Annotated in this window: 18 protein-coding genes; 3 read left to right on the forward strand and 15 right to left on the reverse strand. The window is 62.6% G+C overall.

The window, feature by feature from the left end:
- Positions 1 to 120 precede the first annotated feature (120 nt).
- Together ACR9Y2_RS18765 and ACR9Y2_RS18770 are read left to right on the forward strand one after the other, a co-directional pair.
- Positions 121 to 1,824 carry a peptidase M61 gene (locus tag ACR9Y2_RS18765; RefSeq protein WP_435043099.1) on the forward strand — a complete coding sequence of 568 codons (1,704 nt, stop codon included), beginning with the start codon at positions 121 to 123 and terminating at the stop codon, positions 1,822 to 1,824.
- 146 nt (positions 1,825 to 1,970) lie between these two features.
- Positions 1,971 to 3,434 carry a glycoside hydrolase family 140 protein gene (locus tag ACR9Y2_RS18770; RefSeq protein ID WP_435043101.1) on the forward strand — a complete coding sequence of 488 codons (1,464 nt, stop codon included), beginning with the start codon at positions 1,971 to 1,973 and terminating at the stop codon, positions 3,432 to 3,434.
- Between the two features lie 38 nt (positions 3,435 to 3,472).
- Here the strand turns inward: ACR9Y2_RS18770 and ACR9Y2_RS18775 are convergent, their stop codons facing one another.
- Together ACR9Y2_RS18775 and ACR9Y2_RS18780 are read right to left on the reverse strand one after the other, a co-directional pair.
- A complete protein-coding gene (locus ACR9Y2_RS18775; protein ID WP_435043102.1) occupies positions 3,473 to 9,253 on the reverse strand; it encodes an RHS repeat-associated core domain-containing protein in 5,781 nt (1,926 codons plus the stop codon).
- A gap of 507 nt (positions 9,254 to 9,760) precedes the next feature.
- Positions 9,761 to 10,978, reverse strand: a complete 1,218-nt coding sequence (locus ACR9Y2_RS18780) for an L-type lectin-domain containing protein (RefSeq protein WP_435043104.1) — start codon at positions 10,976 to 10,978, stop codon at positions 9,761 to 9,763.
- Between the two features lie 193 nt (positions 10,979 to 11,171).
- Between ACR9Y2_RS18780 and ACR9Y2_RS18785 the strand changes: the two genes are divergently transcribed.
- Positions 11,172 to 11,975, forward strand: a complete 804-nt coding sequence (locus tag ACR9Y2_RS18785; RefSeq protein ID WP_435043105.1) for a pyrroline-5-carboxylate reductase — start codon at positions 11,172 to 11,174, stop codon at positions 11,973 to 11,975.
- Here the strand turns inward: ACR9Y2_RS18785 and ACR9Y2_RS18790 are convergent.
- The 13 genes from ACR9Y2_RS18790 to ACR9Y2_RS18850 form a co-directional block, all read right to left on the reverse strand.
- Entirely contained in the window at positions 11,953 to 14,175 is a 2,223-nt protein-coding gene (locus ACR9Y2_RS18790; protein WP_435043106.1) for a GH92 family glycosyl hydrolase, read from the reverse strand. The two genes, ACR9Y2_RS18785 and ACR9Y2_RS18790, sit on opposite strands and share 23 nt — an antisense overlap.
- A 48-nt stretch (positions 14,176 to 14,223) precedes the next feature.
- Positions 14,224 to 14,643 carry a GlcG/HbpS family heme-binding protein gene (locus ACR9Y2_RS18795; protein WP_435043108.1) on the reverse strand — a complete coding sequence of 140 codons (420 nt, stop codon included), beginning with the start codon at positions 14,641 to 14,643 and terminating at the stop codon, positions 14,224 to 14,226.
- Positions 14,644 to 14,704: 61 nt separating this feature from the next.
- Positions 14,705 to 16,084: an aldehyde dehydrogenase family protein gene (locus tag ACR9Y2_RS18800; RefSeq protein ID WP_435043110.1), complete on the reverse strand. Its 1,380-nt coding sequence runs from the start codon at positions 16,082 to 16,084 to the stop codon at positions 14,705 to 14,707.
- Positions 16,085 to 16,139: 55 nt separating this feature from the next.
- Positions 16,140 to 17,246, reverse strand: a complete 1,107-nt coding sequence (locus tag ACR9Y2_RS18805) for an NADH:flavin oxidoreductase/NADH oxidase (protein WP_435043112.1) — start codon at positions 17,244 to 17,246, stop codon at positions 16,140 to 16,142.
- A 38-nt stretch (positions 17,247 to 17,284) separates the two neighbouring features.
- Positions 17,285 to 17,725 (reverse strand): SRPBCC family protein, encoded by a 441-nt coding sequence (locus tag ACR9Y2_RS18810; protein ID WP_435043113.1) that lies wholly within the window; start codon positions 17,723 to 17,725, stop codon positions 17,285 to 17,287.
- Positions 17,706 to 18,749 carry an aldo/keto reductase gene (locus tag ACR9Y2_RS18815; RefSeq protein ID WP_435043115.1) on the reverse strand — a complete coding sequence of 348 codons (1,044 nt, stop codon included), beginning with the start codon at positions 18,747 to 18,749 and terminating at the stop codon, positions 17,706 to 17,708. The genes ACR9Y2_RS18810 and ACR9Y2_RS18815 overlap by 20 nt, the downstream gene beginning before the upstream one ends.
- A 44-nt stretch (positions 18,750 to 18,793) precedes the next feature.
- Entirely contained in the window at positions 18,794 to 19,162 is a 369-nt protein-coding gene (locus tag ACR9Y2_RS18820; protein WP_435043116.1) for a putative quinol monooxygenase, read from the reverse strand.
- A gap of 85 nt (positions 19,163 to 19,247) precedes the next feature.
- The gene (locus tag ACR9Y2_RS18825; protein ID WP_435043118.1) at positions 19,248 to 20,111 is read right to left on the reverse strand and encodes a VOC family protein; all 864 of its coding nucleotides are present in this window, start codon (positions 20,109 to 20,111) and stop codon (positions 19,248 to 19,250) included.
- Between the two features lie 76 nt (positions 20,112 to 20,187).
- Complete coding sequence (locus tag ACR9Y2_RS18830; RefSeq protein WP_435043120.1) at positions 20,188 to 21,303, reverse strand: NAD(P)-dependent alcohol dehydrogenase; 1,116 nt, start codon at positions 21,301 to 21,303, stop codon at positions 20,188 to 20,190.
- Positions 21,304 to 21,443: 140 nt separating this feature from the next.
- A complete protein-coding gene (locus ACR9Y2_RS18835; protein ID WP_435043122.1) occupies positions 21,444 to 22,181 on the reverse strand; it encodes a DJ-1/PfpI family protein in 738 nt (245 codons plus the stop codon).
- Between the two features lie 224 nt (positions 22,182 to 22,405).
- Entirely contained in the window at positions 22,406 to 22,726 is a 321-nt protein-coding gene (locus ACR9Y2_RS18840) for a hypothetical protein (protein ID WP_435043123.1), read from the reverse strand.
- Positions 22,727 to 22,860: 134 nt separating this feature from the next.
- On the reverse strand, positions 22,861 to 23,523 hold the full coding sequence (locus ACR9Y2_RS18845; RefSeq protein ID WP_435043125.1) for a response regulator: 663 nt from the start codon (positions 23,521 to 23,523) through the stop codon (positions 22,861 to 22,863).
- A 17-nt stretch (positions 23,524 to 23,540) separates the two neighbouring features.
- Positions 23,541 to 26,465 carry a sensor histidine kinase gene (locus ACR9Y2_RS18850; RefSeq protein ID WP_435043126.1) on the reverse strand — a complete coding sequence of 975 codons (2,925 nt, stop codon included), beginning with the start codon at positions 26,463 to 26,465 and terminating at the stop codon, positions 23,541 to 23,543.
- Positions 26,466 to 26,491: the final 26 nt, after the last annotated feature.

The raw sequence follows: 26,491 nt of genomic DNA on the forward strand, positions 1-26,491 counted from the left end.
GGCACATCACGTCCACCGACGCCCCAACTCCGCAATCCCGTACCGGCCGTGCCCAACAGAGCAGGCGGTCCACCCGTCTAAAATGAAGTACCCGGAAACCCGGAGGTCCTCACCGGATCCATGCTCAAATGTCGTCTCATTCTCACTGCCGGCCTGATGGGGGCCTTCGTCCTGTCCGCTGCCCAAAGCGTTCCGCCGGGCGCACAGTCCACGCTGGACTTGATTTTGCGGCCCGCTGCTCCCGACGCCGCCGGACGCATTCCCTCCGTCGACGTGACGCTGGTCTACCCGACATTCGTCATGGTTGAACTGGCCTTCCTCCCTTACAACGTCGAGACGGTGGCGAAGACGATCACGCTGCTCACGGCGCGCGATGCAGCCGGATCCCTGCCGCTGAGGGTCACGGACGATCCGGAGTCGGCGGAAGGCGCCGCCCGGCACTGGTCACCCGCACGCCCTGTTCGGGGCCCCGTGACCGTGCGCTACCGCGCCCCCATCTCGAACCGCCCGGCGCCTCGCGGCGCTGCGCCGCCACTGGAATTGCGTTCCGACACTGGAGCATTCTCCGGAGACGGAGCCAGCTTCCTGCTTCTGCCCCGGAGCCCAGCCCCAGCCCGTCTCCGCCTGCACTGGGATCTGTCAGAACTGCCTGCCGGCTCGCGCGGTGTGTCGAGCCTGGGTGCCGGCGACCGTACCGTCGAGCTCGAAGACGTGACAGGCCGGCTGAGATCCACTTACTTCCTGGCCGGCCGGCTCCACCTTTTTCCCGAACAGCCGGCACAGCGCGGCTTCTTCTCCGCCTGGCACGGAACTCCGCCGATGGACCTCCCTCGGCTGATGGCGTCCGAACAGAAGCTCTATGCCTATTACGAGAAGTTCTTCAACCGCCCGGCCAAGGCGCCCTATGCGGTCTTCCTGCGCGAAAACCCCGTGAATCCAGGCGGCGGGATGGGCCTCACCGACTCGTTTATCGCAACCTTCGGGCCGAAGGTCACCGCGGAGGACCTGACCATCACGCTGGCCCACGAGATGCTGCACACCTTCGCCGGAGGCTTGGATCAGCCGTCCGGGCTGGAGGGTTCCTGGTTTTCAGAAGGGCTGGCAGTGCACTACGCCCGGCTGCTGGCTTTGCGCGCCGGCCAGATCACGCCTGCCGAGTTCCTGCACGACCTGAACTCGACGGCCGGCCGCTACTACACAAATGCATTCCTGGGCACCCCAAACTCGGAAATCCCGAAACGCTTCTGGGCGGATACACGGATCCGCGTACTCCCCTACGATCGCGGCTCGTTATACTTCGCGGTGCTGGATACGCAGTTGCGGGCAGCGTCCCAGGGCCAGCGTGGTTTGGACGAACTGCTGCTGCAGTTCCTGCAGCGGCGGGAACGGTCTCTACCGCTGGACGAAGCCGCGTGGTGCGCCTTGCTGGAGCAGGCGCTGGGCCCGTCCGGTCCGGCGTCCTACCGGGCGATGTTGGCGGGCACCCTGCAATTGCCGGAACCCGGGGCGTTCGGTCCGCAATTCACCCGGACCACGAGCCGGCTGCGACGCTATGAGTTGGGGTTCGCGCCCGAGGTGCTCGTCGAGCCGCGGCCTGTCGTGCGCGGGTTGAAGCCGGGGTCGGCCGCCGCCCGCGCCGGCCTGCAGGATGGCGATGAGATCACGCGTCCTGTCCCCCAGGATGTGGTCCAGGCCCAACAGGAAGCGACCCTGACCCTGCACGTGAACAGGGCGGGGCAGTCGCTGGTGATCACGTATCTGCCCAGGGCAGAAGATCTGGATGCGTGGCAGTGGCGCATGGCCGGCAGCGCCCCTCTCAAATGAACAGCAGCGGGGCTGGTGATACTCAGGCGGGCGAGACCGCTCCTGGTTGCCGGCGAACTCCGATATGCTGGCTCCGTGCTGAGAGGCAGCGTACGCCAGCGGGCCTCGCGGCACGGAATATCCTCCGCAAGATGGGGCTTCATTCAATGTCCGCAAGAACCACCAGTACAATCGACGTACCTCGCCGGTCCTACCGCGGGCAGGCAGGCATCGCACTCGCACTGCTAGTCCTGAGCCTGGCCACGGCCGGTCCCGGCTGGGGCGCCGTCCACGGCCGCCTGAAGGTTTCGGAGAACCGTCACTACCTTGTATACGAGGACGGCACCCCGTTCTTCTACCTGGGCGACACGGCCTGGGAACTCCTCCACCGATTGAATCGCGAAGCGGTCGACCGTTATCTCGAGAATCGCGCGCGCAAGGGTTTCACCGTCATCCAGGCCGTCGCCCTGGCCCAGATCGGCGGCTTGACTGAGCCCAATGCCTATGGCGACCTGCCGTTGGATGGCAAAGACCCGGCCCAGCCGAACGAGGCCTATTTCCGGCATGTGGACTACGTGGTGAGCAAGGCGGAGGCTCTGGGCTTGTTTATCGGCATGCTGCCTACGTGGGGCTCCTATTGGAATCTCACCCCCGGCAGCACCGGCCACATCTTTACTGTGGAGAATGCCCGGACCTTTGGCCGGTTCCTGGGTAAGCGCTACAAAGACAAACCCATCATCTGGATCCTCGGCGGCGACCGCACGATCACCAGTGAGGAGGAACGCGCGGTCATGAACGCCATGGCCGCGGGCCTGGAAGAGGGCGACGGCAAGTCCCACCTCAAGACCTTCCATCCCTCGGGACCGGGCCAGTCGTCCAACCATCTGCACAACGCACCCTGGCTGGACTTCAACATGTACCAGTCCTCCCATGGCGCGCAGGATCACGACAATGGCCTGTACGCGGAACACGACTATGCCCTGCAGCCTCCCAAGCCGACCCTGGACGGCGAGCCCCGCTATGAGCAGATGCCGGTGGGCTTCTACTTCCAGAACTACAGCCGCCACATTCGCTTCGACGATTACGATGCCCGCCAGGCCGCTTACTGGTCGCTGTTCGCGGGCGCTTGCGGGCATACCTACGGCAACAACAACATCTGGCCCATGTGGCAGCCGGGCCGCAATCCGGCGATCTTCTCGGACATTCCGTGGTACGACGCGCTCGACCATCCGGGCGCGTTCCAGATGACGTTTGTCCGCCGGCTCTTCGAATCGCGGCCGTTCCAGACTCTGCAGCCGGATCCCGGCATGGTGAAAGCAGGACCCACGACAGGCGGAGGCAAGATCCGCGCCTTGCGTGCCGCCAATGGCTCGTTCGCGTTCATCTACTCACCGCGAGGAGAGAGCTTCACCGTCGACAAGAACTCCATCCAGGCGAAGCGGGTTCGGGAGATCTGGTACGACCCGAGATACGGTGTGGCCCGGCAGATCCACATCTCTGACAACTGGGGCTACCAGACCTACACTCCGCCGACGTCGGGCCGCGGCAACGACTGGATCCTGATCCTGGAGGATGAGGCGGCGCAGTTCCCGCTGCCGGGGACCAATGCGCCGGCTGCGGCCGGCAGGTGAACGATCCTTCGCATCAGACGCGCTGGATTGGGATGCGACTACGACCTATTGCTCACAGTCTTGATCATCTCCCAAGTGACTCTGACGTAACCCTTGTTCGTCTTGTAGATGGAGTAGGGTCGATGGAGGTGATCCCGGTGAAGGAACCACTCGAGCAGTGTTCGTGGTTCGATGTCGACGATGAGCCGTGCCGTTTTGCTGTCATAGCCGCTCTCTTCAAGTCCATCCCAGATCGTATAGAACGTACTGAGATGGAAGTGCTCCCACGGAGTGCGTTGAAATGCCTTGGGCAGATCTGTCTCGTCCAGGACGGGGGTACCCTGACCGTGACCCTCAATCAATTTGAAAAGCTTCTCCTCATCCGCCGGGGGCACCGGTTCGGGGTCTAGGCACACCGAGATGCTGGGACCTTCGGCGAATGGCCAGAGCCCGAAGGGATCGGTGCGCGCTACCGGATTCTGCCCGGCGTAAGCATAAGGATTCATCGCCATCGTCCGCTGCATTCCATCGCGTAGCATCATCCGCGCAATGTCGCCTGCGCCCTCCAATGCCAGAACCTGCAGCGAAGAGTGGTTGAGCGGATCCTGCTGCAGGAACCGTCCGGTTCGCGCATCGTAGTAGCGCGCGCGAAAATAGTAGAGGCCCGTTTCCGCATCGTATTCCCGACCCGTGTAGGTAAGCCGGTTAGGGACACTCCCCTCGGCTTGCATCTGCCCGAAGCTGTCGTAGCGATAGCGATTCACGACCGCGCCCGTTTCGTCCGTCAGCGCGGCAGCGCTACCCAGTCCGTCGTGCAGCACGTAGTAGGTTCGCTCTCCGCTACGGATTCCCAGGATCTCGTCGATTCCGATGCCGTTCAGGTAGTGGGTCTGACTTCCTTCCGGCCCCGTCTCGGCGATCAGCCTGTCCCCATCCCAGAAGTACTGCGTCGTCGCCCCATCCACCGACTTTGCAATGCGCCGCCCCATCGCGTCGTAGGTGAATTTCACCTCTGGCCCGCCTGGCATCTCCACCATCACCAGCCGGTTCGACGCATTGTAGACATACTTCACCTTGCCCTTCGAATCCTCCCGGCTCACCACATTGCCTTGCCTGTCGTAGCCGAATACCGCCTCACTATCGCTGGTCAGTTGCCCTTCATCGTCATGAGTGTAGGCCTTGGCGCCTGAGCCCAGCCGGTTGCCGGCCAAGTCGTAGCTATAGCTCTCGCTTTCCTGGTCCGGATGAATCGCTCCCGTCAGCCGGTCCTGCTCATCATAGGTATACGTGTGAGGACCAGCCGAATCGACTATGCTCACGCGGTTGCCCGCCTGGTCGTAGCCGTAGTTCCACAGCAGCAGCGTCTCCCCCCTGTCGTTCGAGTACACCAATGAGGTCAGCCGCCCCAGGGCATCGTAGTCGTAAGTGGCCTTCACTCCGTTGGGCAGGTCCAACCGGGTGCGCAGCCCACGCGCGTCATAGGCCAGCCGGGTGATCGCCCCGCCGGGCCCTGTGATCGAGGTGATTGCTCCATTGGCGTCTCGCTCGTAGCGCGTCACTCCTCCCTCCGCGTCGGTGATCGCTGCCAGTCGCCCTGACTTGTCGTAAGCGTGCGTAATGGTCGCACCGGTTCGCGAGTCAGTCATCTGTGCCGGCCGGTTCATCGCATCGTAGCTGATCCAATAGTCGACGCCCGACCCTGCAGCATGCGTCATGTTGCCGTTTTCGTCGTAGGTGTAGCTCTCCTCCGTGCCGTCGGAAAACACGATGCGCGTTACCTGATTGAGCGCATCGCGCTCCAGCCTCCGTTCTGCTCCATTCCGGTCCCGCACGACGGCCAACCGTCCCCGCCCATCGTACTGGTAGCTGCCTGAGTGCCCCAGCGGATCGATCACCGACTGCACTCGTCCGGCGAAGTCGTACTCGTTCAGCCAAGTCTTGCCCTCCGCCGTAGTCACCCCCAGCAGATCGGCTCCTGACGGCAACGAGCCGTCCATAGGTGTATAGCGATAGCTGGTCAAGCCGCCGCTGGCGTCGGTCACCGTGGCCGGGTTGCCCATCAGGTCGTAGGTGCTGGAACTGGCCCGCCCGGCGAAATCAACCATCCGCGTTACCCGGCCGTTGCCGTCGTACTCATAGAACGCCGTCTCGCCCAGCGCATTGGTCACCTTCCGGTTGTACCCGGCCGCATCGTACTCGAACTGCGTTTCCCCGCCCACAGCATCCACCAGCGCAGTGATCCGGCGAAGACTGTCGAACCGCGATGACGCCACCACTCCCGCCGCATTGCGCTGTTCCACCAGATTACCTTGGGCATCGTAGCCGAGCGTCACTGACCGGCCCTCCGGGTCGGTGATGGACAGTAAGTTCCCGGCTGAATCCCAGCCGTAGCTCCACACGTTGCCTGCCGGGTCTATCCGCTTCGTTCGATTGCCCCGGGAGTCGTACTCGAACCTGGTTACATTGCCCCTCCTGTCGCGCAACCGCGTGAGCTGTGTGAATCCGGGTTCGTACGCGAATTCCACCCGGTTGCCGGCAGCGTCCGTGGCCGTCGCCAGGTTGCCGTTCGCGTCGTAGCTGTACTGGTTCGTCGCTCCGGCCTCGTCCGTAACAGAGAGCAGCCGCCCCTCCGCACTCCAGTTCTGTTCCACTACATTGCCATCAGGACGGACGATGCGGGTCACGTAGCCGAGATCGTTATATTGGAACGTGGTTGCACTTCCGCGCTCGTCCGTGACCACCGTTTCGTTGCGCAAGGGACGGTAGGAGAAGGACATCGAACCACCCGCCGGGTTCACGATACGCGAGACTTTGTCGTTGCCATAGTACTCAAACAGAATCGTCGCCTGGTCCGGGAAGACAATTGTACGGAGGTTGTGGTCGTCGAAGCGGTCAGCGTAGTAGGAGAAGCTCGTCTGCGCCCCGCCTGGTGCCGTGCTCGACACCAGGTCGCCTCGTTGGTCGTAGACAAAGGAAACTCGCCGCCCAGCCTGGTCGGTGACCTCCGTGACGCGGTTGCTGGCATCGTAACCAAGCACCACTCCTACACCGTCTCCGTCGCGCACCGACAGCAGATTGCCCTTGCCGTCGTAGGTCAGCCGGTGTTGATTGCCATTCCTGTCAGTGAGGGACTGCAGCTTGCCTGCCGCGTCGAAGCGAGCCTGCATTCCGGTTTTCGAGCGCAGTAGGAATCCCTGCGCGTCCTTGCTGAGTTGCAGCGGCAGATTTGCCGGCGCGGAGTAGCCGCCGCTCTTCGCGGTAAATCGATAGACCGCCCCGCTTGCATCCGTATAGTCCATTGAACCCTGGTTGTCTTTGAGGGACGCCAGGTAGTTGTGCGTCCAGCCATAGCCCAGGGATCCGCTCCCACTCGACCGGCTGTTGTAGGTGCGCGCCAATTGGATGGGAAAACCCCTGGCCGTCAGCACGAAGTCGCTGAACTGATGGAACATGTTCCCGTTGCTCACACACACGGGGGATCCGCAATTGCTCTGCTGCCAGCCGTCGCCACTCGTGCCGCTACCCACTGGCGCTCCCACCAGCCACGGCGTTGCCTGTGTGCTCTCGCCGCCCATGTATGTCGATACGTAGTGCGCGGCCACGCTGCCAGGAAGCTCGGAGATCCAGGGCACTCCGCGCCACTGGTTGTAGTTGATTGGGCCGGACGTCGTGATCACCGTTCGACCGGCGTCCACTTCAGCCTGGAAGCGGGTCTTCAGGCTGGCCGCCACCTCCAGAGTCGCAATCTCGGTAGCGGCATTGTCCCTGGTAATGGTCTTTACCACCGCCTTCGAGGCCAGAGCCAATTCCAGGCCCTTCGTCGTCGAGATAGAGGGTACGAGAGTTATCTCCTCCCACAACTCGTGCTCCAGCGACGAACTCGTCAATCCCAACATCTGCCGGAAGGCACTGTAGGTGGAGGCCGGCGTATCCGCTGAGTCAACGTTCAGAAACCCGTAGGCCAGCCCGCCCGCGTCCAGCACCGTCCGGCTCGGAGTCACGACGAAGGGACGGTCGAATGCGTTTCCAACCACCAGCGTGCTACGCGTCATTGCCTCTTCGGCAACAAGACCGCCCAAAAAGCGCAGATGCATGGGCTCACCCAATCGGCGCCGTTCCGTGTCGAAACGGTCAAAATAGCGTAGCGCGGCAATCTGGAGGATCGCCGTCATCGTCTCATCCTGCAAGCCCGTCCCCAACGCGGGAGACTGCTCCAGCAGGCTGTCGATGCGCGCCGTCACGAAACCGGGCGTCGCCTGATACTGATTCAATCCGACTACGGCCACCTCGCCCGCAATGACTGAATGAGTCACCACTCTCGACGCCGTGGTCATGCGTGCAGGATACTGTGCCACCCTCAGCCGCACATATTCGCCTGGCGTCAGTGCAGTCGTTCCGCTGGCTACCACTGCCGCGCCCACCCTCAGCTTCGGAACCAGGCTCACTGCTGCCGCTGGCGCGCCTGCCAAGCCGCCAAACAGCGCAATCACGTGCTGGTCAGCCGCCGCCGCCGGACCGAAGGTGAGCGATATCGAGTCCGTGATCGATTCGGGCAGGGAAATAATCGCCTTGGCATAGGAAGTCTCCGTCCCACTCGCCAATACCTCGACCACCGCTTTCTGGTGGAATTCGGGCCAGATCTCCGAAAGCCTCCAATAAGTCTGCACCACCTTGTATGGCAACGCACCATCACCAGCAATGGCCGGCGCGTACCCGGCATCCGAGATGCTCTTGAGCGGATAGTTCTTCGCGATTTGCGCGCGTATCAGGTCCAGGTACGCCTCGCTTGGCAGTTTGCTCACCGGAGTGGAGGCGAGAAAGGCCATGCGGTTGAACTCCGGAGGATCCAGTTTCATCCCCTCGCGAGCCTGCCTCACCTTGAAAGCAACATCGATACCTCTCCACGCCATGCCGGAATCTCCCGGCAGCCAGGCTTCCACCACCACCTGGTCGAAGTTGATGTAGTCACCTGCCTGCTCCACATAGGTGGCTCGCCCCAACAGCACAGGGATCAGTGCCGCGTCCTTGATCCCAAGCCAGTTCATCAGGTCGGCCGGACTGGCCTGCGCCTGCACCGCCACAAGTCGCGCGGGCACCCCGGCCGCCCGCAGGCACGCCGCCAGGAACACTGATAAGTCGTAGGAACTCCCTCGGCCCGCCCAGTAGACTCCCGCCGAGCCAAGCACCAACCCGTAGTACGGCTCAAAATCGTAGTTGCGCCAAACCCAATCAATGATCCGTGCGGGGTCGTTCCCCATCGCAGCGACGCGCGCGCGAATCTCCGGTGTGAAGCGGATTACCTTGCTCTCAGCCAAGTCTTCCGGCGCGGGTTCTGCATTCCTGCCAGGCGCCGCAGTCAGGCGTTCGACCCTCGCTGCCTGGACCGCCGCTTCACCCGCCACCCCGCTCATCCGAGCTGCCGTGGTCCTCGGCAGTACGGTCCTGATCAGTTCCAGGCGGGCCGCTACTTCGCTCGCGTCGCCAGCAGCGGCAGCAGCCTCCAATGCGGCCAGATCCGAATCCAAACGCCTTGCCTTGGCCTCGACTTCCTGCCGGAATGCGCGCCACCGCTCCACCTTCTCCGCAAGTCCGGCACCCGACAGGCGCGCCTCCACTTCCGCCCATCCTGATTGCTGCGCTGTCATTGATTCTCCCAGCCGCAGTCGCCGTGTACGAAGTTGTGCCGTGCGGCCTGCGAGTGAACGGCCCGCGGCGTAGAGACTCTCACAAGCTTCGATCTCCGTGTTCAACTCCGCGGTCGTCTGCCTCAGTTCCGTGGCCGCGCGGATCAGGCCGCTGTTGGTTGCAGGCTGGTTCAACCACCGGTTCAGTGCCTGCATCCGCGGTGATCCTCCACCGTCCTGGGCTGGCACGAGGCATGGTAAAGCGAATGAGATCAGCAAACTGACAATCCGGTGCGATCGCATGAAGGACCTCCGAGGCAGGCTGACTTTTGGAAGTGGCGCGGGCTCGGGTCTCCCGCCCGGGCTTTCGGCCACCGGCGAGTGTACCGCCAGAGTCTCTGTAAAACAAGAGTTAAACCGCGTAAACTCTGGTTAAGCACCGAGTGAACTCAGGCAATCCCGGAACGCGCGCCCAGGCAGCCTCGGCGGTCTGCCTTTGCTTGGATTGCATTGCCTGGGGTGTGCCAACCTGCCTTCGCGGAAAGACCCGGCCCGCACCCGAAACAGCCCTGGCGTACTGGTGTCCTCCCCCGCCGCCGCGGTCGAGGTCAGCGGCTATCGCAAACGCTGAATCCCCGGGCTCCTCCCGGGGCGCGGATCCGTATCCGGGTGAACTGGGAGCCATAGCGTGCCGGCAAGTCGGCGAGGAGCAGGGAAGGGGTGTTACCGCAGGCTGACGTCAAACTCGTAGAAGCCCTGGTTGGCGGCGAATCTGCGCCCCTTGCGGCCGTTCACCGTGAACCAGATGCGGCCGCTCCCGGTCTTGGAGAGCAGGGCTCCGGCCGGCTGGTCAGGCGATATCAGGGCGTCATTGCGTGAGCCAGGATTTCCGCCCGGGCCACCGCACCCGTCAGCGCCACTCTCCAGATCCCAGCAGGCATTTCCTCGGGCGCCGGTAATGTTGTACTGCTGGTTCCTCGGGTTCGGGATGCTCGCGCCCCACTCCACGTGGGCCGGCAGCACGACATGGTACTGGCCCGGACCGCGCTCTTCCACGACTGCTTCGGGCGGTGTGCAGAGATTCCTGCCACCGAGACAGGAAGTTGGACTGAAGGTGATGTCGGAACTCACGACGGTGATATCGGAGGAGACCTGCGGCTCGACGGGCCTGAACTTCCAGGCGAGAATGTCGTGATTCTCCCAACCTTCACCTGTGGATGCTGTGAAGCCGATGAAGGCCCGGCCCTGCGGATCGACAACAGTGGAGAGATCCACGGGCACGCGCAGTTCCGGCTCGCCGTCGTCCAGGTAGACAAATAGTACCGGCGGCTTGTAGCGGATGCGGGCCATGTGCGGTTGCCCGTCCTTGAGCCGGACTTTGAGTCTGGTGCCGGTTCCGAGGCGATTGGGCGGCCAGCGCATCTTCTCCACCGGCCCGTTCGTGCACACGGCGATGTAGTTGTCAGACGGATCCAGCCCGTCCCGGTTCATGTATGTATCGAAGAACACCGCTATGCTGCGCGGAATGCCGGGTTGGGAACGATCCTGGCGGCCATCTCCAAGAGCGAAGCCGCCAGCGGAGCCCCGGCCCGCGAGCGCCTCCGGGCCGTTATTCTGCAGGACGAAAGCGAAGCCGTCAGCTCCCTTACCCAGTCCGCCTTGTTGCGTGAGTTGAAACCGGATCAGCATCTCGAAACCGGCCGCCACCGGTTGGCGTTCCACAAACCAGGCCGCCCCGGCCATCTGCGGAATGGCGGGCGTAAGCCGGATCCGGTTTTGCCAGACTTCCGCCTCTCCCACAAGTTGGAGCTTCGGACCCTCCTGGCCGTGTAGCCCTGCCGCGCCCGCCAAAAAGAGGAGAATTATCAGGCCGCGCCGCAAAAAAGACCACCTCATCATGTTGAGGATATCGCGAAAACTGAAGCCACAGTAACGGGGCATGCGCTGGATCCGCCATCCAATTGGACCGTCTCCGTCCGGCTATGTCACGTTATTGCGGCGGCACGGAGCCACCCGCCAGACCTTAGTACCGATCGCGGTCAAGGCGCACGCCGCCCCTGGCTACTCATCGCCTCCATCTGCTCCGCCAACCTCCGAACGCATGCCAGCCTCTGGGACAATAAGCACTATCATCATGACTCTTGGATTCCTGGGATCGGGCGCAATCACGGAGGCCATCGTCACCGGCCTCAGTACTCCAGGTGGGCCGTGCCACCCCATCCGGTTGTCGCCGCGCAACGCCGCCGTGGCAGCCGGCCTGGCCGCGCGCTTCGAAAACGTCTCCGTCTGCCCTACCAACCAGGCCGTAGTCGACGTCTGCGACACGATCGTCCTCGCCGTGCGGCCCCAAGTCACACCCAAAGTCCTCTCCGAGCTCCACTTCGCCCCTACCCACACGGTCATCAGCCTCGTGGCTGGATTCTCCGCGGTCCGCATCGCCGGACTCGTCGCGCCTGCCTCGGCCATCTCAAGAGCCATCCCGCTGCCCTCGGTCGCGCAACGGCGCAGCCCCATCGCCGTCTATCCGCCGAAGAGTGCAGCCGCCGGCCTCTTCGCCCCCTTGGGCCAGGTTTTCGGGATCGAAACAGAGGCCCATCTCAACGCCCTCAGCACCGCCACCTCCACCATGGCCGCCTACTTCGGGTTCATGGGACACATTGCCTCCTGGGTAGCCGGCAAAGGGATTCCGGAACCACAGGCGCGCCAGTACATCGCCCTGCTTTTCTCTGGACTCGCAAGCACGGGCCTGGAGGAATCGGGCCAGTCACCCGCGGACCTCGCGGTGGCCCACTCCACCCCCGGCGGCTTGAACGAACAACTCCTGCGCCATCTGACCGAGCATGGCGTATTCGATACCCTCAACGACGCCCTCGAGGCCGTCCACCGCAGGGCCTCCGGCATGCAGCCTCTGCCGGCTACTTCGGCGAAATCGGAGTAGCCTGCCACGCACTGCCCCAGCGCGACGGCTTCGGCCCCATCTCGAACGCCAGCGAGGCTCCGGCTTGGATCTGTTCCCAGGTAATCAGCGGATCGTTCAGCGGCTTTCCGTCGAGCGTAGCTGACTGTATATAGAGATTCGTCGCGGAGACGTTCCTTGCCGCCACGCGAAACGTCTTCCCGTTTTGCAGCCGGATGCTCATGTGGCTGTACATCGGACTTCCGATCATGAATTCGCCGCTGGCCGGATTTACGGGATAGAAACCCATCGCCGTGAATAACAGCCACGCCGACATCTGTCCGCAATCATCGTCCCCATCCAGGCCGCCTTCATCATATCCATACTCGGCCGCGGCGATTGCTCGCACCTTCTCCTGCGTCTTCCACGGCTGGCCCGCGAAGTCGTACAGATATGCGTAGTGGTGGCTCGGCTCGTTGCTATGTACATTGTGCCCGCCGCTGAAATGGGCATCCAGCTTCCTGCCGTAAGCATCTCGTCCGCCCATCAGTTGGACCAGGCCCGCCTGATCGTGAAACGCCGACCATGTATAGGCCCAGGCATCGCCTTCCGTCCAGCCCGCCTCAGATCGGTTGCCCTGCGTATCCGCCGGCCCGCCGATCGGCGCCCACCGGCCATCCGAGGTCTTCCCGTTCATCAGCCCCAGGGTGGGGTTGAAGAGATTCCGGTCGTTCAAAGAACGCCGCAGGAAGAACTGGTAGTCTTTTTCACGCCCCAGGGCCTTTGCGACCTGCGCCACACACCAGTCGTCATAGCTGTCTTCCAACGTGCGCGACGCAGCTTCGTCGGTCTTGTCCGTAGGAATGTAGCCCAGCTGTTTGTAATACGTCAGTCCCGCCCGGGCCTCATAGGGAGTGCCCTCTTCCCGGTCGAGCCAGCGTCGCGTCGTATCCCCGTCCGGAGGCACCATCGCATCTTTATAGACCGCCTTCCAGGCCAACTCCCGGTCGAACCCTTTGAACCCCTTCCGCATCGCCTCAGCGATCATCGAGTCCGCATGGGTCCCGATCATGATGTTCGTATATGAAGGGTTCGGCCATTTCGGCAACCAGCCGCCTTCCCGGAAATTCTGCAGCAGCGCGGTGATCATGCCATCGATCCGCTCCGCCGCGAACAGCATCAGCATCGGGCTCTCCGCCCGAAACGTGTCCCACAACGAGAACGCGGTATAGCTCTCGCCCTGGTGCACCTGGTCGTCGAACGCGCTGTAATACCGTCCATACTCGGAAAACAACCGCGGGTACAACAGCGTGTGATACAAGGCGGTATAAAGGCGCGTCTTCTCGCGATCACTGGCGCCCTCCACCTGCAGGCGGTTCAGTTTCTCAGCCCACGCGGCATGCAACCGCCCGCGAACTCCATCAAAATCCCATGCCGGGATCTCCTGCCGCAGATTCTCCCGTGCCTGTTCGATGCTGAGGAACGAAGTCCCCACCCGCACCTCCACTGCTTCGCCGGGCCGGAACTCGGCATAAGCGCCCCGGCTCCCTGAGGCGTCTTCCTTCTCCAGTCCATAGGTGCCCGCCTTCGTGGGAACCTGCCGGAACTGCACGGCGAAATAGCCTTTGAAGTTCGGCAGCTTGTGCGGACCCAGGTGCGCATCCATCCGGTGCGGGTTGTAGCCCGTGATCTCGTACGTCGCCGCATCGACCGCGGCGAATCCAGCAGAACCCGGCCGCGAAGTCTCCACCAGAACCCGGGCCGTGCCGGTATCCGGGAACCGGAAACGAAAGATGGCGCAGCGCTCAGTAGCGGTCAGCTCAGCGCGGATCGACTGGCCGTTCCCGGCCTGCAACGCCACCGCATAATAGTCCGGCTTCGCGGTTTCGCCGCTGTGCGAGAAGGCGAGTCCGCGCCTCTCGGGCGCAGTGCGCAACTCACCCGTCTGCGGCATCAGCGTGATGTACCCGTAGTCGCCCATCCAGATGGCTGGCTGATGGGTACCGATGAAGCCCGTGATCGTTGGATCACCGTACTCGTATGAGGTGATGCTGATCTTGTTCTGCCGCGTCTGGGGTGTCCAGTTCGTCATGGCAAATGGCGGCGACACAAACGGCATGGTGCCGCCATAGCCGACTTTGCTTTTCGCTGTACCGATCAGGGGATTCACAAAGTCGAGCGGTTCTCGCTCGGCGCCGGACAGGGTGGCCGCGGCCAGGAGGCAGATCAAAGGGATACGCATGGGTGACCCTAATCACTCTATCGAACCGGGCCGCCCCGCCACAGACTGCTAAACCAGCAGCGCTGCTACCGCGGCCTCGGCCACTGCGATGTCCTGTTCAACAGTCCCCGCGCTGGCGCCCACGGCCCCGATAATGACTCCATGGAAGAGGATGGGGATGCCGCCGCCGAAGATGATGACTTTGCCGGCATTGCTTTCCTGAATACCGTAAAGCGGTTGCCCCGACTGCGCGAGCCTTGCCAGTTCTGAGGTCGGTTTATCGAAGATTCTCGCTGTGACCGCCTTGTCGATGGCGAGATCGATGCTGCCGATCAGGGCGCCATCCTGGCGCAGGAACGCCACCAGGTGGCCGCCCGCGTCGACTACCGCGATATTGTAGGCAATTCCCAGGCTCGTGGCCTCTTGTTCCGCGGCTGCCAACATCCGCTTCGCATCTTCGAGTGTGACGGTGTCGTATGTGCGTGGCATAGGATCCTCAATTTGCTCGACGTAGTATTCCTGGTGCAGGGGTAAGTCACGGCAGCTGCAACTATGAGTTCTTGAAGACGATCATTTTCTCGGCAGTCATCTCCCTCATGGTGTACGGAATGCCGCCGATTCCATATCCGGATTCACGCCGTCCGCGGAACGGCATCCAATCTGTTCGAAACGCTGTGTGATCGTTCACCATCACAGCGGAGGCATCCAGACGCTCTGCCGCGTAAAGTGCCGTGGGCAGATCCTCAGTGAAGATGCTCGCTTGAAAGGCGTCCGGTAGCGAATTGGCCGAGGCAATCGCCTCGTCGATGTGTTGGAATGAATACACACAGGTAATCGGCCCAAACACTTCAAGGGTCGAGACCTTCGCCTCGCGCGGCGGATGGACCAGGATGCCCGGCGCCAGCGTCGTCTCGCTCCGGCGCTCGCCGCCGATCAGGCGGGCTCCCCCGGCGACGGCCTCCTCGCTCCATGCGGCCACCCGCGTAGCCTCGTCGGGATGGATCAGTGGACCAACCTCCGTCTCCGGCAACAATGGATCGCCCACTCGTAAAGCAGAAACGCGCTCGGCGAAGCGTTTCAGGAACTCTTCCTCCAGCGTCTTGTGGACGTATATACGCTGAACGGAAACGCAGACCTGGCCCGCATGATAGTACCCGCCCTTGGCCAACGGCTCGATCACCCGATCCAGTTCGGCCTTGCGATCAATGATCACCGGCGCCACTCCGCCGTGTTCCAGCGCGCACCGTGCGCCCGGCGCCAGCTTGGAGCGGAGTGACCAGCCGACTTTGGCCGAACCGATGAAGCTGAGAAAGGCAATCCGGGGGTCGGTTACCAGCGCCTCACTCAAGCCACGCTTATCCGGCAGGAACGTCTGCACCCAGCCTTCCGGCAGGCCGGCCTTGCTCAGCAGGGCAACGAGATCGAAACAGCACAGGGGGGTCGCCGTGGCGGGCTTGATGATCACCGGACATCCCACCGCGACTGCCGGCGCCACCTGGTGAACAATCAGGTTGAGCGGATGATTGAAGGCGGAAACCGCGGCCACAACGCCAATCGGCTCGTGGATCGTGAAGGCCCGGCGGCCAACGCTCGCGCGGGTCATCCCCATCGGGATCTCCACTCCCGCCGAGACACGCAGCATGTCGGCGGCATTGCGTATGCCGTCGATGGCGCGATCTGTCTCTACCAGTGCATCTGTGAGTGGCTTGCCGCCCTCGCGCGCAATCAGCTGTCCAAAGCTCTCCCGCCTGTCAGAGACGAGGTCGCTGAGTCTATTCAGGATCTCGATCCTCTCGTACTTCTCCAGCCACTGGCCGCGGTCGGCGAGAAGCCGGGCGGCCACGGATAGTTTGTGCTCCAGCGCGGCCTCGTCGTCGCCCGGGAGAGTGGTGATTGGTTTCCGGTCAAATGCCTGAACAACTTCAACCATAGGAGCCTCGATTCGTTGGATTGAGTTTTTCGCCGTACAGAAGTCGCAAGCCGGCCTAATCTGCCTCGAACAGGTCTGGGTACTGATGTGGCTGGCAACGCAGGTACTGGTGCGGAGCGCGAACGCTCGCGCCCAGGTGGGCCGCCGCATGCCAGGGCCAGCGTGGATCGTAAAGCATGCCCCGCGCCAGCGCGATCATGTCGGCGTCGCCCGTCGCGATGATCGATTCGGCCTGTTCGAAACCCGCAATCAAGCCGACCGCGACTACCGGGATATTCACCGCTTTCTTCACCGCACGGGCCAGTGGCACCTGATAGCTTGGCCCTACCGGAATCCTCTGCGCTGGATGGTTTCCGCCAGAGGAAACGTGCATGGCATCGCAGCCATGCTCCTGAAGCGCCTGGGCGAACGTGACAGTCTGTTCGATGTCCCAGCCGCCCTCTACCCAGTCTGTGCCCGACACCCGCACGGAAACTGGCCGTTCGGCCGGGAATGCCGCGCGCACTGCATCGAGCACCTCCAGTGGGAAGCGCATCCGGTTCTCCAGGGAGCCGCCATATTCGTCCGTCCGTTGATTGGACAAGGGCGAGAGAAACTGATGCAGCAGATAACCATGCGCGGCGTGAATTTGAATGAGGTCGATCCCGAGGACTCCGGCGCGGCGAGCCGCTGCCGCAAAGGCCTCCCGAATGAGGTCGAGCCCTGCGCGATCCAGTGCAGCAGGTGGCGCCGAGCCGTCATGAAACACGATGGGCGAGGGCGCCTTCGTTGGCCACCCCAGCAGATTGTCGGCGGCGAATTGACCACCACCCTTCCACGGCACCTCCGTCGATGCTTTGCGGCCGGCGTGACTCAATTGGATTCCGATTGGTATCTTCGACCACCGGCGGACGCTGCTCAACGTGCGGCCCATCGCGGCTTCCGTCTCTTCATCCCACAGCCCGACATCCGCGTAGGTGATGCGGCCTTCCGGTAGAACCGCCGTTGCTTCGATGGTCAGCAAAGCGGCGCCCGACAGGGCCAGGTGCCCCAGGTGAATGAGATGCCAGTCGTTCATGCAACCCTGCTCGGCCGAGTACTGGCACATGGGCGCGATCACGATCCTGTTGTGCAGTTCGAGTCCGCGGATGCGAAGCGGCCGGAAGAGTGCGGTGTGGCCCAAGTTGCCTCCTTCGAAGTTCTCGCTTGGCTGTTGATCTGCTAGGCGGAGCTGCCTCGGCTTTGTCGACCTGCCAGCGTGGATGCCAATGCCCTCAGTCCGTCCTCATAAATCCCCTGAAAGAGTCTTGCTGCCTCGTCGTCGCTGACGCCCCTGGGTGTGAACTTGCCCGCCCATTCCACGAGGGATCCCGGGCTCGCGGGTTCTGTCTTGACGCGAATGGTCGACAGGTATCCGGTGACTGGGAAAGGCGCCTGGAGAATGGAGTAGGTGTAACTCCTGGAGTGATTGTCGTAGGCTTCCAACTGCTCTACAATCGCCTCGCCATGCGGGTTAGCGAGATGGCGAACCCTGCCTCCCTCGCTCAACTCACTGCTTGGAATGTAAGGCAGCCAGTCGGGCAGTGATCCAAATCCCCCGATCAGCCGCCACACTTCATCCGGATCGTGCGGAAGCTGAACGCTAGCGTAGGCGTGTGCCATGGGTCGCTCCTTCTGTTCGGTCAATGGGCAATGGCGCGTCGTGCGCCACCAGCCCCTGCTTTCGAAGCTCCATCCAGAAATCATCGGGAATGACAGCGTGCAAGGCCGCTTGATCTTCCTGGATCCGGCCCGGTTTGCTGGCGCCCGGAATGACAGCTGCGACGCCTGGATGCGCCAGTGAGAACTGCAGGGCCGCGGCCTTCATGGGAACGCCGTAGCGCTCTGCAAGAGCCTTGATCTTTCCCACTTTCCCCATCACCCCGGGCGGCGCGGGTGCGTACTCGTAGTGCTGCCCGCCCGCGAGCACGCCGGAATTGTAGGGACCGCCGGCCACAATATCAACGCCCTTCGCCGTGGCGGCCGGCATCAGGCGCTGCAGAGCGTGAGCGTGATCCAACAACGTATATCGGCCGGCCAGCAGCGTGCCGTCCGGCGTCGCCCCGGAGAGACCCAGCATCAGCTCCACCGGCTCAATCCGGTTCACACCGAGCCCCCAGCCCCGGATGACGCCCTCCTCCCGCATCTGGGTCAGCGCTCGAAACGCGCCTTTGCGGGCTGTCTCGAAACAGGCCAGCCATTCGTCACCATGGAAGTCCTGCGCAATGTCGTGAACCCACACGAAGTCAATCCTGTCAACGCCCAGGCGCCGCAGGCTGTCCTCAATCGACCGTCGCGTGCCATCGGCCGAATAGTCATAGATCATCCTGTTTGGCCTGCCATGCTCGAAGAGGCCTGTCTTCTCACCAAAGTCGCGCTTCGTCTCTATCTCATCCAGAATGATGCGTCCTACTTTTGTACTCAGCACGTACTCATCGCGCCTGTGCCTGGAAATGGCCTGGCCGAGACGGATCTCCGCCAGTCCAGCCCCATAGAAGGGGGCGGTATCGAAATACCGCACGCCCTGTTGCCAGGCCGCGTCCACCGTTGCGGCCGCCTCCCCCTCGGGAATGTTCCGGAACATGTTGCCCAACGGCGCTGTGCCGAAACCAAGCGGTCCGGCCAGGAGATGTTCTCTGATGCTCATGGATCCTCCAAACCCTGTCAGGTGATGTGTCGCGCGCCACCTGGCTATCTTGCCGCCTCTCGATAAACGCGCATTTTCGTTGTCTTGACTCCGCCCTCGGCGAGTGCGGGCAGTTTCGCGAACCATGCCTTCACGTAGGGCATGTTGTTGTGGGCTTCGAAGTCAGCCTGATTGGCCCAGACTTCATAAAAGACCAGGTGGCCTGGCGCCTCCCGGTCTTCCTGGAAGAAATAGACGAGGTTCTTTGGATCGCCGCGGACCAATGCGATGAGGGGCACCGTGGCGCTGCGCAGTGCATCCTCTTTGCCTGGCTTGGCGCGCACTTCCGCCACTACGGAATAGGCGTCCCGCGGAATTGTGGCGTAACCGGCGCCGGATCCGGATTGCGCGTGGCCCGAGCTGGCAATTGCCATCAATGCCAGAGCAGCCGCGAACGCGAGCCTGCGGTACCCAACTCGATTCGAGCTCATCATCCTACTCCTCGTTCCCCTGCATGTTCTAGGCTTTGGAGTTGAGCCCCTTCTGGCGTTGTTCGAGTGAACCATCAAACGTCTGCTTCACCTGGCCCAGCACCTGGACAAACTCCAACTGTTCGCCCTCCGGACCCTTGCAATAGATCAGCGACCATCCGTTCGATCGGCCCTGCGTGATCTTGATGGTGTTCGAATCCAGCGGCGCCTTCAGTCGTTCCACGTCTGACGCCGCCGCCCTGGTCCGGTTCGCCTTCACATTCGTCATGCCTCGCCTGGCCGACTCAGCCTCCAGGTCGTGGACGAACTGGTCAAAATCCGTATCGTCCTTGATGTAGAAGCAAATGTGGGTTGAGCTGGGATAGGCGGGGCTGGTGCGCTCGTGTGGCGGAGCGAAACTGCTGCCGCTGCCCTCCGGCTGCTCCTGGTCGCGGTACTGCAGCAGTTCGATCACAAGATTGTCGAACTGCACGAATCGCACGTCGAGGCGCTGGGCGCCATGCCGCAGATCCGGGATCCCGACGGTCCGCGGGTTGACGTGTTGCTGCTTCGCGGCAATCTCCTCGTGCAGCAGCAGTGTGTTGTGGATGGGTTCGCCTTGGAAGTCTCCATCGCGCATCACTTCGGTCCCGCCCAGCACTTCCGTGTAGAACTCGAACGCCCGGTTCATGTTCTGGACCGTGACCCCGAAATGCTGCACGCCCCGGATTCTGGATCCGAGCGACCCGCCCGATTTCGGGATCGCCCCCGCGGCACTGTGCGCCGCGCCCGATTGACCTGCGGCCGGTGTCACGCTGCCAACACTGACAAGTGTGAGGCCGGCCAGGGACTGCACTGCCTGCCGCCGGTTCGGCGTCCTTGTCACACGTTTCTCATCTTGCTCATTCGCCATGGGTGTGTCCCTCCTGGGTGGTTGGAAAGCGCCGGGTATCCGCCCGGCGCTGCACAGTGTCAATACTGGCTCCTGGTCAGCCAACGGCCATCTGCTGCGCAGCCTGGCGGCCACCGGGGCCCGCGGCCGCGTCCACATCGAACACCACGACTGCGCGCCCAATGATTTCCCCGGTGCGCAGCATTTCGAGATTCTCGTTGATATCCTTGAACCCGACTCGCTTGGTGGAATGCTGGATCTTGCCTTGTTGGGCCAGTGCCAGCACTTCCTGCAGGTCGGTGTAGTTCGCCCAGAACGAGCCGTAGAACGTAAATTCACCGGACACGAACGGGAACAGGGGCATGTCGATTTGGTCCCCTACCAGGCCAACCAGGACGAACGCGCCCGCTGTGGCCAGCAGGCCAAAGCCGGTCTGGATCGTCTCCCGGGCGCCCACACAATCGACTACCGCATCCAGCTTGCGTTTACCCGTGAGCCGGAACAGCTCAGACCGGAGGTCGTCCAGCGACTTGCCGCGCGTGTTGATCGCATAGTCCGCCCCATGCCGCTTAGCGATCGCCAGCTTCTCTTCGTTCCGGGCGAAGACGACGATCGTCGATCCGGACGAAAGCAGCTTGGCATACTGCACGGCGTAGCTGCCGAGTCCGCTGGCGCCAAAGACTGCGATCACACGGTCGGGTCCAAACACCCCCGCCGCCCTCAGTTTCTTGATCCCGCGGTAGGGTGTCACTCCGGCATCCGTCAAAGGCGCCAGTTCTTCCCAGTTCAACCTGTGTTCCATTCGGATGAGGTGGCGGTAGGGGACGGGGACGTACTCGGCGTACCCGCCGGGCGGCCCAAATCCCGGCCAGGAACCGTGTTCACAGATCTGCTCGTCCCCGACGCGGCACTGCCGGCACACTCCATCGCCCCAGCCCGTCGCCACGACCACCTGATCGCCGATGGCAAGCTGGGCCGCCTCGGGCACGTCATCGCCTGTCGCTTCCACCAAGCCCGCAATTTCGTGCCCCAACGTGATGGGGAACGTCGTATTCAACGCGTGGTGGAAATAGCCATCAATGAGTTGTACGTCCGACCGGCACATGCCGACCCCTCCGACCCTCACCAATACCTGGTCGGCCGAGATCTCTGGCTTCTTTATTTCTTCGAGTACCAGCGGTTGTTTGTAGCCGTGCATTCTTGCTGCAAGCATTTGGTGTCTCCCTTTCAATCAGGATTTTTGACTCAGAACGCCTCAGGACTCTACCCGGGTACTTGTCTTCACAACAAGGCGCGTGTCGTTACCGTCCCCGGGACCTTTAGACCGCATGTCAAACCCGGCCCTGCGCCTCTTTACGCATTCTGCTGGGTGTCAAACACCCGCACGCATCTCTCCGCCGTGCTGCGCGCACTCTGCGGGTTGACGCCGGTGACAACCCGGCCGCACGAGATCGAATAGTCGTCGAACGCGTTCATCGGCGAGCTGTAGTAGGCGCCGACTTTGGTCACTGCTTCGACGATCGGCACGACGCCATCCGCCCGCAGTTTGTCGAGGATGGCGAAGATCATCTCACCTTCAATCGTGAAGCCGGTCACCGTCCTCCCCTCGATGATCGATTTGCCCGTCTTGGCGTCGATAATGCCCGGCATGATGGCAGCGCCATGACATACGGCAGCAACAACCCCGCCGCGATTCCAGACGTCCGCGGCAGTCGCTTGCAGTGCCGCGGCGGTGGGGTAGTCGTAGAGCGCGGCGTGGCCAGCTGAGGCGAAGAACACGCCGTATTCCTCTTTCTTCACGTCGGACGCCTTCTTGAGTTGGGAATTCAGCTTCACCTGGAACGGATGCTTGGGATTGTCGTAGACGGCTTTGTCGCTGCCCGCCAGGAACGGCGGCAGTAGCGAGTTGAAATCCAGGCCGCAGGTGCCCGTCTCGGAAGCCAGGTCCACTTCGAATCCTGCGTCCGTGAGAACTTCGTACGGGTGCAGCGCCTCTGTGAAGAAGAGACCTGTTCTGTGCCCGCCGGGATAGATATCGCCAGTAAAGCTGGAGATGGCAATCAGCGCTTTTCGTTTGAGCTGCTTGGACATGTATGTTCCTCTGGTGTGGAGATCGTGATGCTTCGTCCGCCTTGCTGAACGGACGCGGACACTAGGTGGTGAAAGACCGTTGCCTGGGTGATCGCAACCCTCGGTCTTTGCAAGAACGGCCCTGCTGCGACGTCCCCAGTTTGCCCTTTGGAACAGCGATCCATGAAGCCTCAAAGTGGCTCTGGAGAGACCCCCATCGGGTGCCTGTCAGCTACCCGGTTGGGTTATTCCCCGCGGGAAAGCGAGATGCGCCGGCGTCCGAACAGCCGCGCGTCGACTGACCAGGCGCCGGGGCCCAGCAGCGTCAGGCCGGCGCCAATCGCGGCAGCCAGGTAGTGCGCGGCGGCGGCATCGGCGGTCCTCGTCGCAAACGAGAACTCCAACACCGCTGTCACCGCGGCTGCGATCGGAGTCCATAGCCCGGCGAGGAGGAAAACTCCGGCGAGCGCGGCAATGGCCGCCGGCCAGTTATCACCTAGTGGGAAGGGGTGGCTCGCAACACAGCGTTCTAGCAGAAAAATGGCAACCGCCAGTCGCAGCAGCAACAGGCCACGGCCGGGCCAGCCATTCGCGAAGTTGGAATATAGACGCTGCAGAAGCCCCGTTCTAAACCATAACGGCGCTGTGCGATTTTGGGAAGCCTTGAAAGAGGCGCTCAAGACGCCCCTTTCGAGTGAATTTACGGTATGAGAATGCCGCGCTTTACAGCGATCATCACTGCGTGCGTACGATCATTGGCCTGTAGTTTCGCCAGGATATTCTTCACGCGGCTCTTGACCGCTTCCTCTGTGATGCACAGCCGGGCGGCGATTTCCTTATTTGCATGGCCGCTCGCGATGAGTTGCAGCACTTCATCCTCCCGCTCAGTCAGCGGCTCGTCCATCATGTGATCCGTCAGCGCCACGGCCACATCCGGCGAGACCATCCGGTGTCCCGCATGGACTCTTCGAATCGTCTCCAACAGGTCCTTGTGCAGCAGGTTCTTGAGTAGATAAGCCTGTGCTCCCGCCTTCAGCGCGCGCCTCACCTGTACGTCACCGGAGTATGTCGTCAGTACGATGATCGCTGCCTCCGGGGCCTGCTCCCGAATGGCGATGATGGCGTCGACCCCGTGCAGTCCAGGCATCTGGAGATCCATCAGAGTGATGTCCGGTTTGTGCTTGCGGAACTGTTCCACTCCCTCCGCGCCGCCTGCCGCTTGCGCCACCAATTCCAGGTCCTTCTTGCCGGCCATCAGCGCGGCTATGCCTTCGCGGATGAGGGGATGGTCGTCTACAACCAGGATGCGAATCGGCCGCGGAGTGGAAAGCGGGCTGTCGAGTGGACTCGTTGACGAATGCACAGTTGCCCTCGATGGTGTCAGTATAAACCGGAATTCCCCGATTCCTCAATACGCGCATAAGCTATCGTGCCCGGAATTGTGACTTCGATCTCCGTGCCGCGCTCGAGTTTGCTCCAAATGGCGAATTGTCCGCCTATGCTCGTCGTTCGTTCGCGCATGCCTGGAAGTCCGTAATGGCCCTTGCGGCGGCCGGAGTCCAATACCTGCGGATCAATTCCGGCCCCGTCATCGCGCACCCGCAGCCGGAATGCGCCATCGTCATACCGGATGTCGAGTTCAATCTGTTTGGCCCGCGCGTGGCGAAATGCATTGCGCACCGCCTCACGCGCAATCCGGTACAGATCGTCCCGCACGACGGGGTGCAACTGTCGCGGTGTGCCCTCCACCAGGACTCGATAGCTGGTGTCGACTCCAAACTCCCGCGAGCCCCGCATCTCGTCCCTGAACTCGCGGTCGACCGTCGCCAGCGACTCGCCTAGATCATCGAATTCCTCTTCACCGCGTAGCGCCTGCACGGCGTCCCGGCCTTCGGTAACGGCCGCCGCGGCTCGATCAATCGCAAACTCCAAGGCCTCGCCAGCGGCGGCCGGCTCTTCCGGCAACATATCCCGCACGGCCTGAAAGCGCAGTATCAGCCCTTGAAAGCTCTGGAGCAGTGTGTCATGCAACTCGCGCGCTATTCTGGTTCTCTCATCCAACCGTTCCTGAAATCGCAGGTTCCACTGCCGTTGCACGGCGCGCAATCTCAACTGGTAGGCTGCGAAGCCCATCGCACAGATCGCCAGGGCCGCCGAAGTGCGGAACCACAGGGTCTGCCATAGCGTGGGCTCCACATACAATGCGATTTCACTGGGCGGCTCATTCCACAACCCGTCGATGTTGCTGGCCCGCAGTTCGAAATGATAGAGGCCGGGCGTCAGGTTCGTGTACGTCGCCTCTCGCGCGGTAGTGGGTTCACTCCAATCGTGATCGAAGCCGCCCAGCCTGTAGCGAAACCGCACGCGATCCGGAGCCGCCAGATTCAGTCCGGTGAAGTGAATGACCGTTCGCTGCCGCCCTGCTGGTATGAAGACCGTCTCCGCCAGGCGCAGCGGCTGTTCGTCCGCCGAGATCTGTTGAACTTGAACCAGGGTGGGCGCGGAGGGTTGTCGCAGTGCCGATGGATCGGCCATCACCAGGCTGTTGCCCAGCGACATCCAGATGCGGCCTGCCGCATCCGTCGCAATGGATCGGCTGGTGCGGTTCGGAGAGTTGGCCGGCAGTCCGTCGTGGACGCTGAACTGCCGGATGAATACGGGCCTCGCATTGCCGTTCAATAGATCGGAGCGTTTGACTCGCAACACGTGATGCGCCGTGAGAATCCACAGGAAATCATCCCGGTCCGCCGCCACGCCGAAGATCGGTTCATGCAGCAATGGCAGATTCGAAGCCGCCAGATAAGCCTTGCCGTTTGCGATATGACCGAGCCCCTGGTCGGCTCCCACCCACAGCACGCCGGCCTTGTCTGCCAGGATGCAATTGATACGACCGGGCGGCACGCCTTCGCGGGCGGTAAAACTCCTCCAAAGGCCCTGTGAGAGCGACGCTATGCCGTTCGCCGTGGCGAACCACATCACCCCGTCGCGAGCCTGGTCGATCGCGGTCACTGTATTCAGGCGAAGGTCGCCCGCGGCTGAATGCAGTGTGGAGTGCCCCTTCGCGATCTCAGCTACCCCGCCGTTCTGCAATCCCGCCCACACAGTCCCCCCACGGCTCTCGAAGAGGGAAATGACCGGCTGGCTGAGTTGTGCCTCCTTCCTGGCGGAGATGCCGGAGGCCGTCCCTGCCGGCTCGGCCCGCAGCACTGTTCCGTCCTTCTGCCCCAACCACAACGCCCGCCCGGCTCCGCTGAGCGAAGCGAAATCTCCCGTGGCGAGCATCCGCTCGGTCCGGCCCTCGCGAATGCGGACAAGCCCGAGATTCGGACTGGCGCACCACACCGCCCCCTCGCCGTCCGCGAAGATAGCGCCGCGGTTTCGGCCCGCATCGGAATCGAGTGCATACGTCGTCAGAATCCGTTGCCGCAGCCGTACAATTCCGGTGGAAGTGCCCGCCCAGATATCCCCTTCACGGTCTTCAAAGAGAGAGGTCACCAAGTCGTGGGAGTGAGGACTCACGAGTTGCGCGCCGCCGCCGGGGCCTAGACGGTAAAGCCCTCGCGTCGAGCCCAGCCAGAGCTGCCCCTGCCGGTCTTCCAGCATCGCCTGGATATGCGTGGGACCGAAGAAGCGTCCGGGTGTGCCGGCGCCATCCCATTGCCATAACCCCTTGTCAGTCGCCGCCCTGAAGCCGTGAGCCCCAAACGGGACCAGCGCGTTGATCTTATTGCGACGCAACTCCTGCAGTTCAGGGGGAACCTGACTATCGGGATAGGGGAACACGCCGTGGATGGTCGTACCCATCCAGATGGTGCCATCCCGAGCTCGAACAGCGGCCGTGATGTCTGGCCGCGTGCCCTCCAGGGCAGTGAAACCCTTGCCGTTGTAAGTGATCAGCCCCCTGCGCACCGTGGCAATCAGTATCGACCCCGTGCTCTCCGGATAGATCGCGGAGAGTGGATCCCCAGGCTGGCCGGGCAGCCGGGGCAGTTCCTCCAACTCCTCGTTCCGCAGGCGCAGCCGTTGGAGTCCCTCCGTGCTGACCAGCAGATTGCCTTGCGAGTCGCCTGCCAGTGCAAAGACGAAATCCAGTGGCGCTCGGCGGGGCCCCATCTGCCGGAATACCTGAAACGCTGTCCCGTCGAAACGAATCAGGCCGCGGTCAGTGCCAATCCAGAGATATCCGTCACGGGTTTGTGTAATTCCGTAAATGCGGCCGCCAGGATACCCGCGCGATTCATCCCATTCGTCCCGGATGTATTGCGGTAGATCGTTCTGGCCCGGTTGGCCCAGGGCGGCGGGCATTCCGGAATTCAGCAGCGCCAGACCCG

The sequence above is a fragment of the Paludibaculum fermentans genome (assembly GCF_051172195.1).
GTDB lineage: Bacteria > Acidobacteriota > Terriglobia > Bryobacterales > Bryobacteraceae > Paludibaculum > Paludibaculum fermentans_A.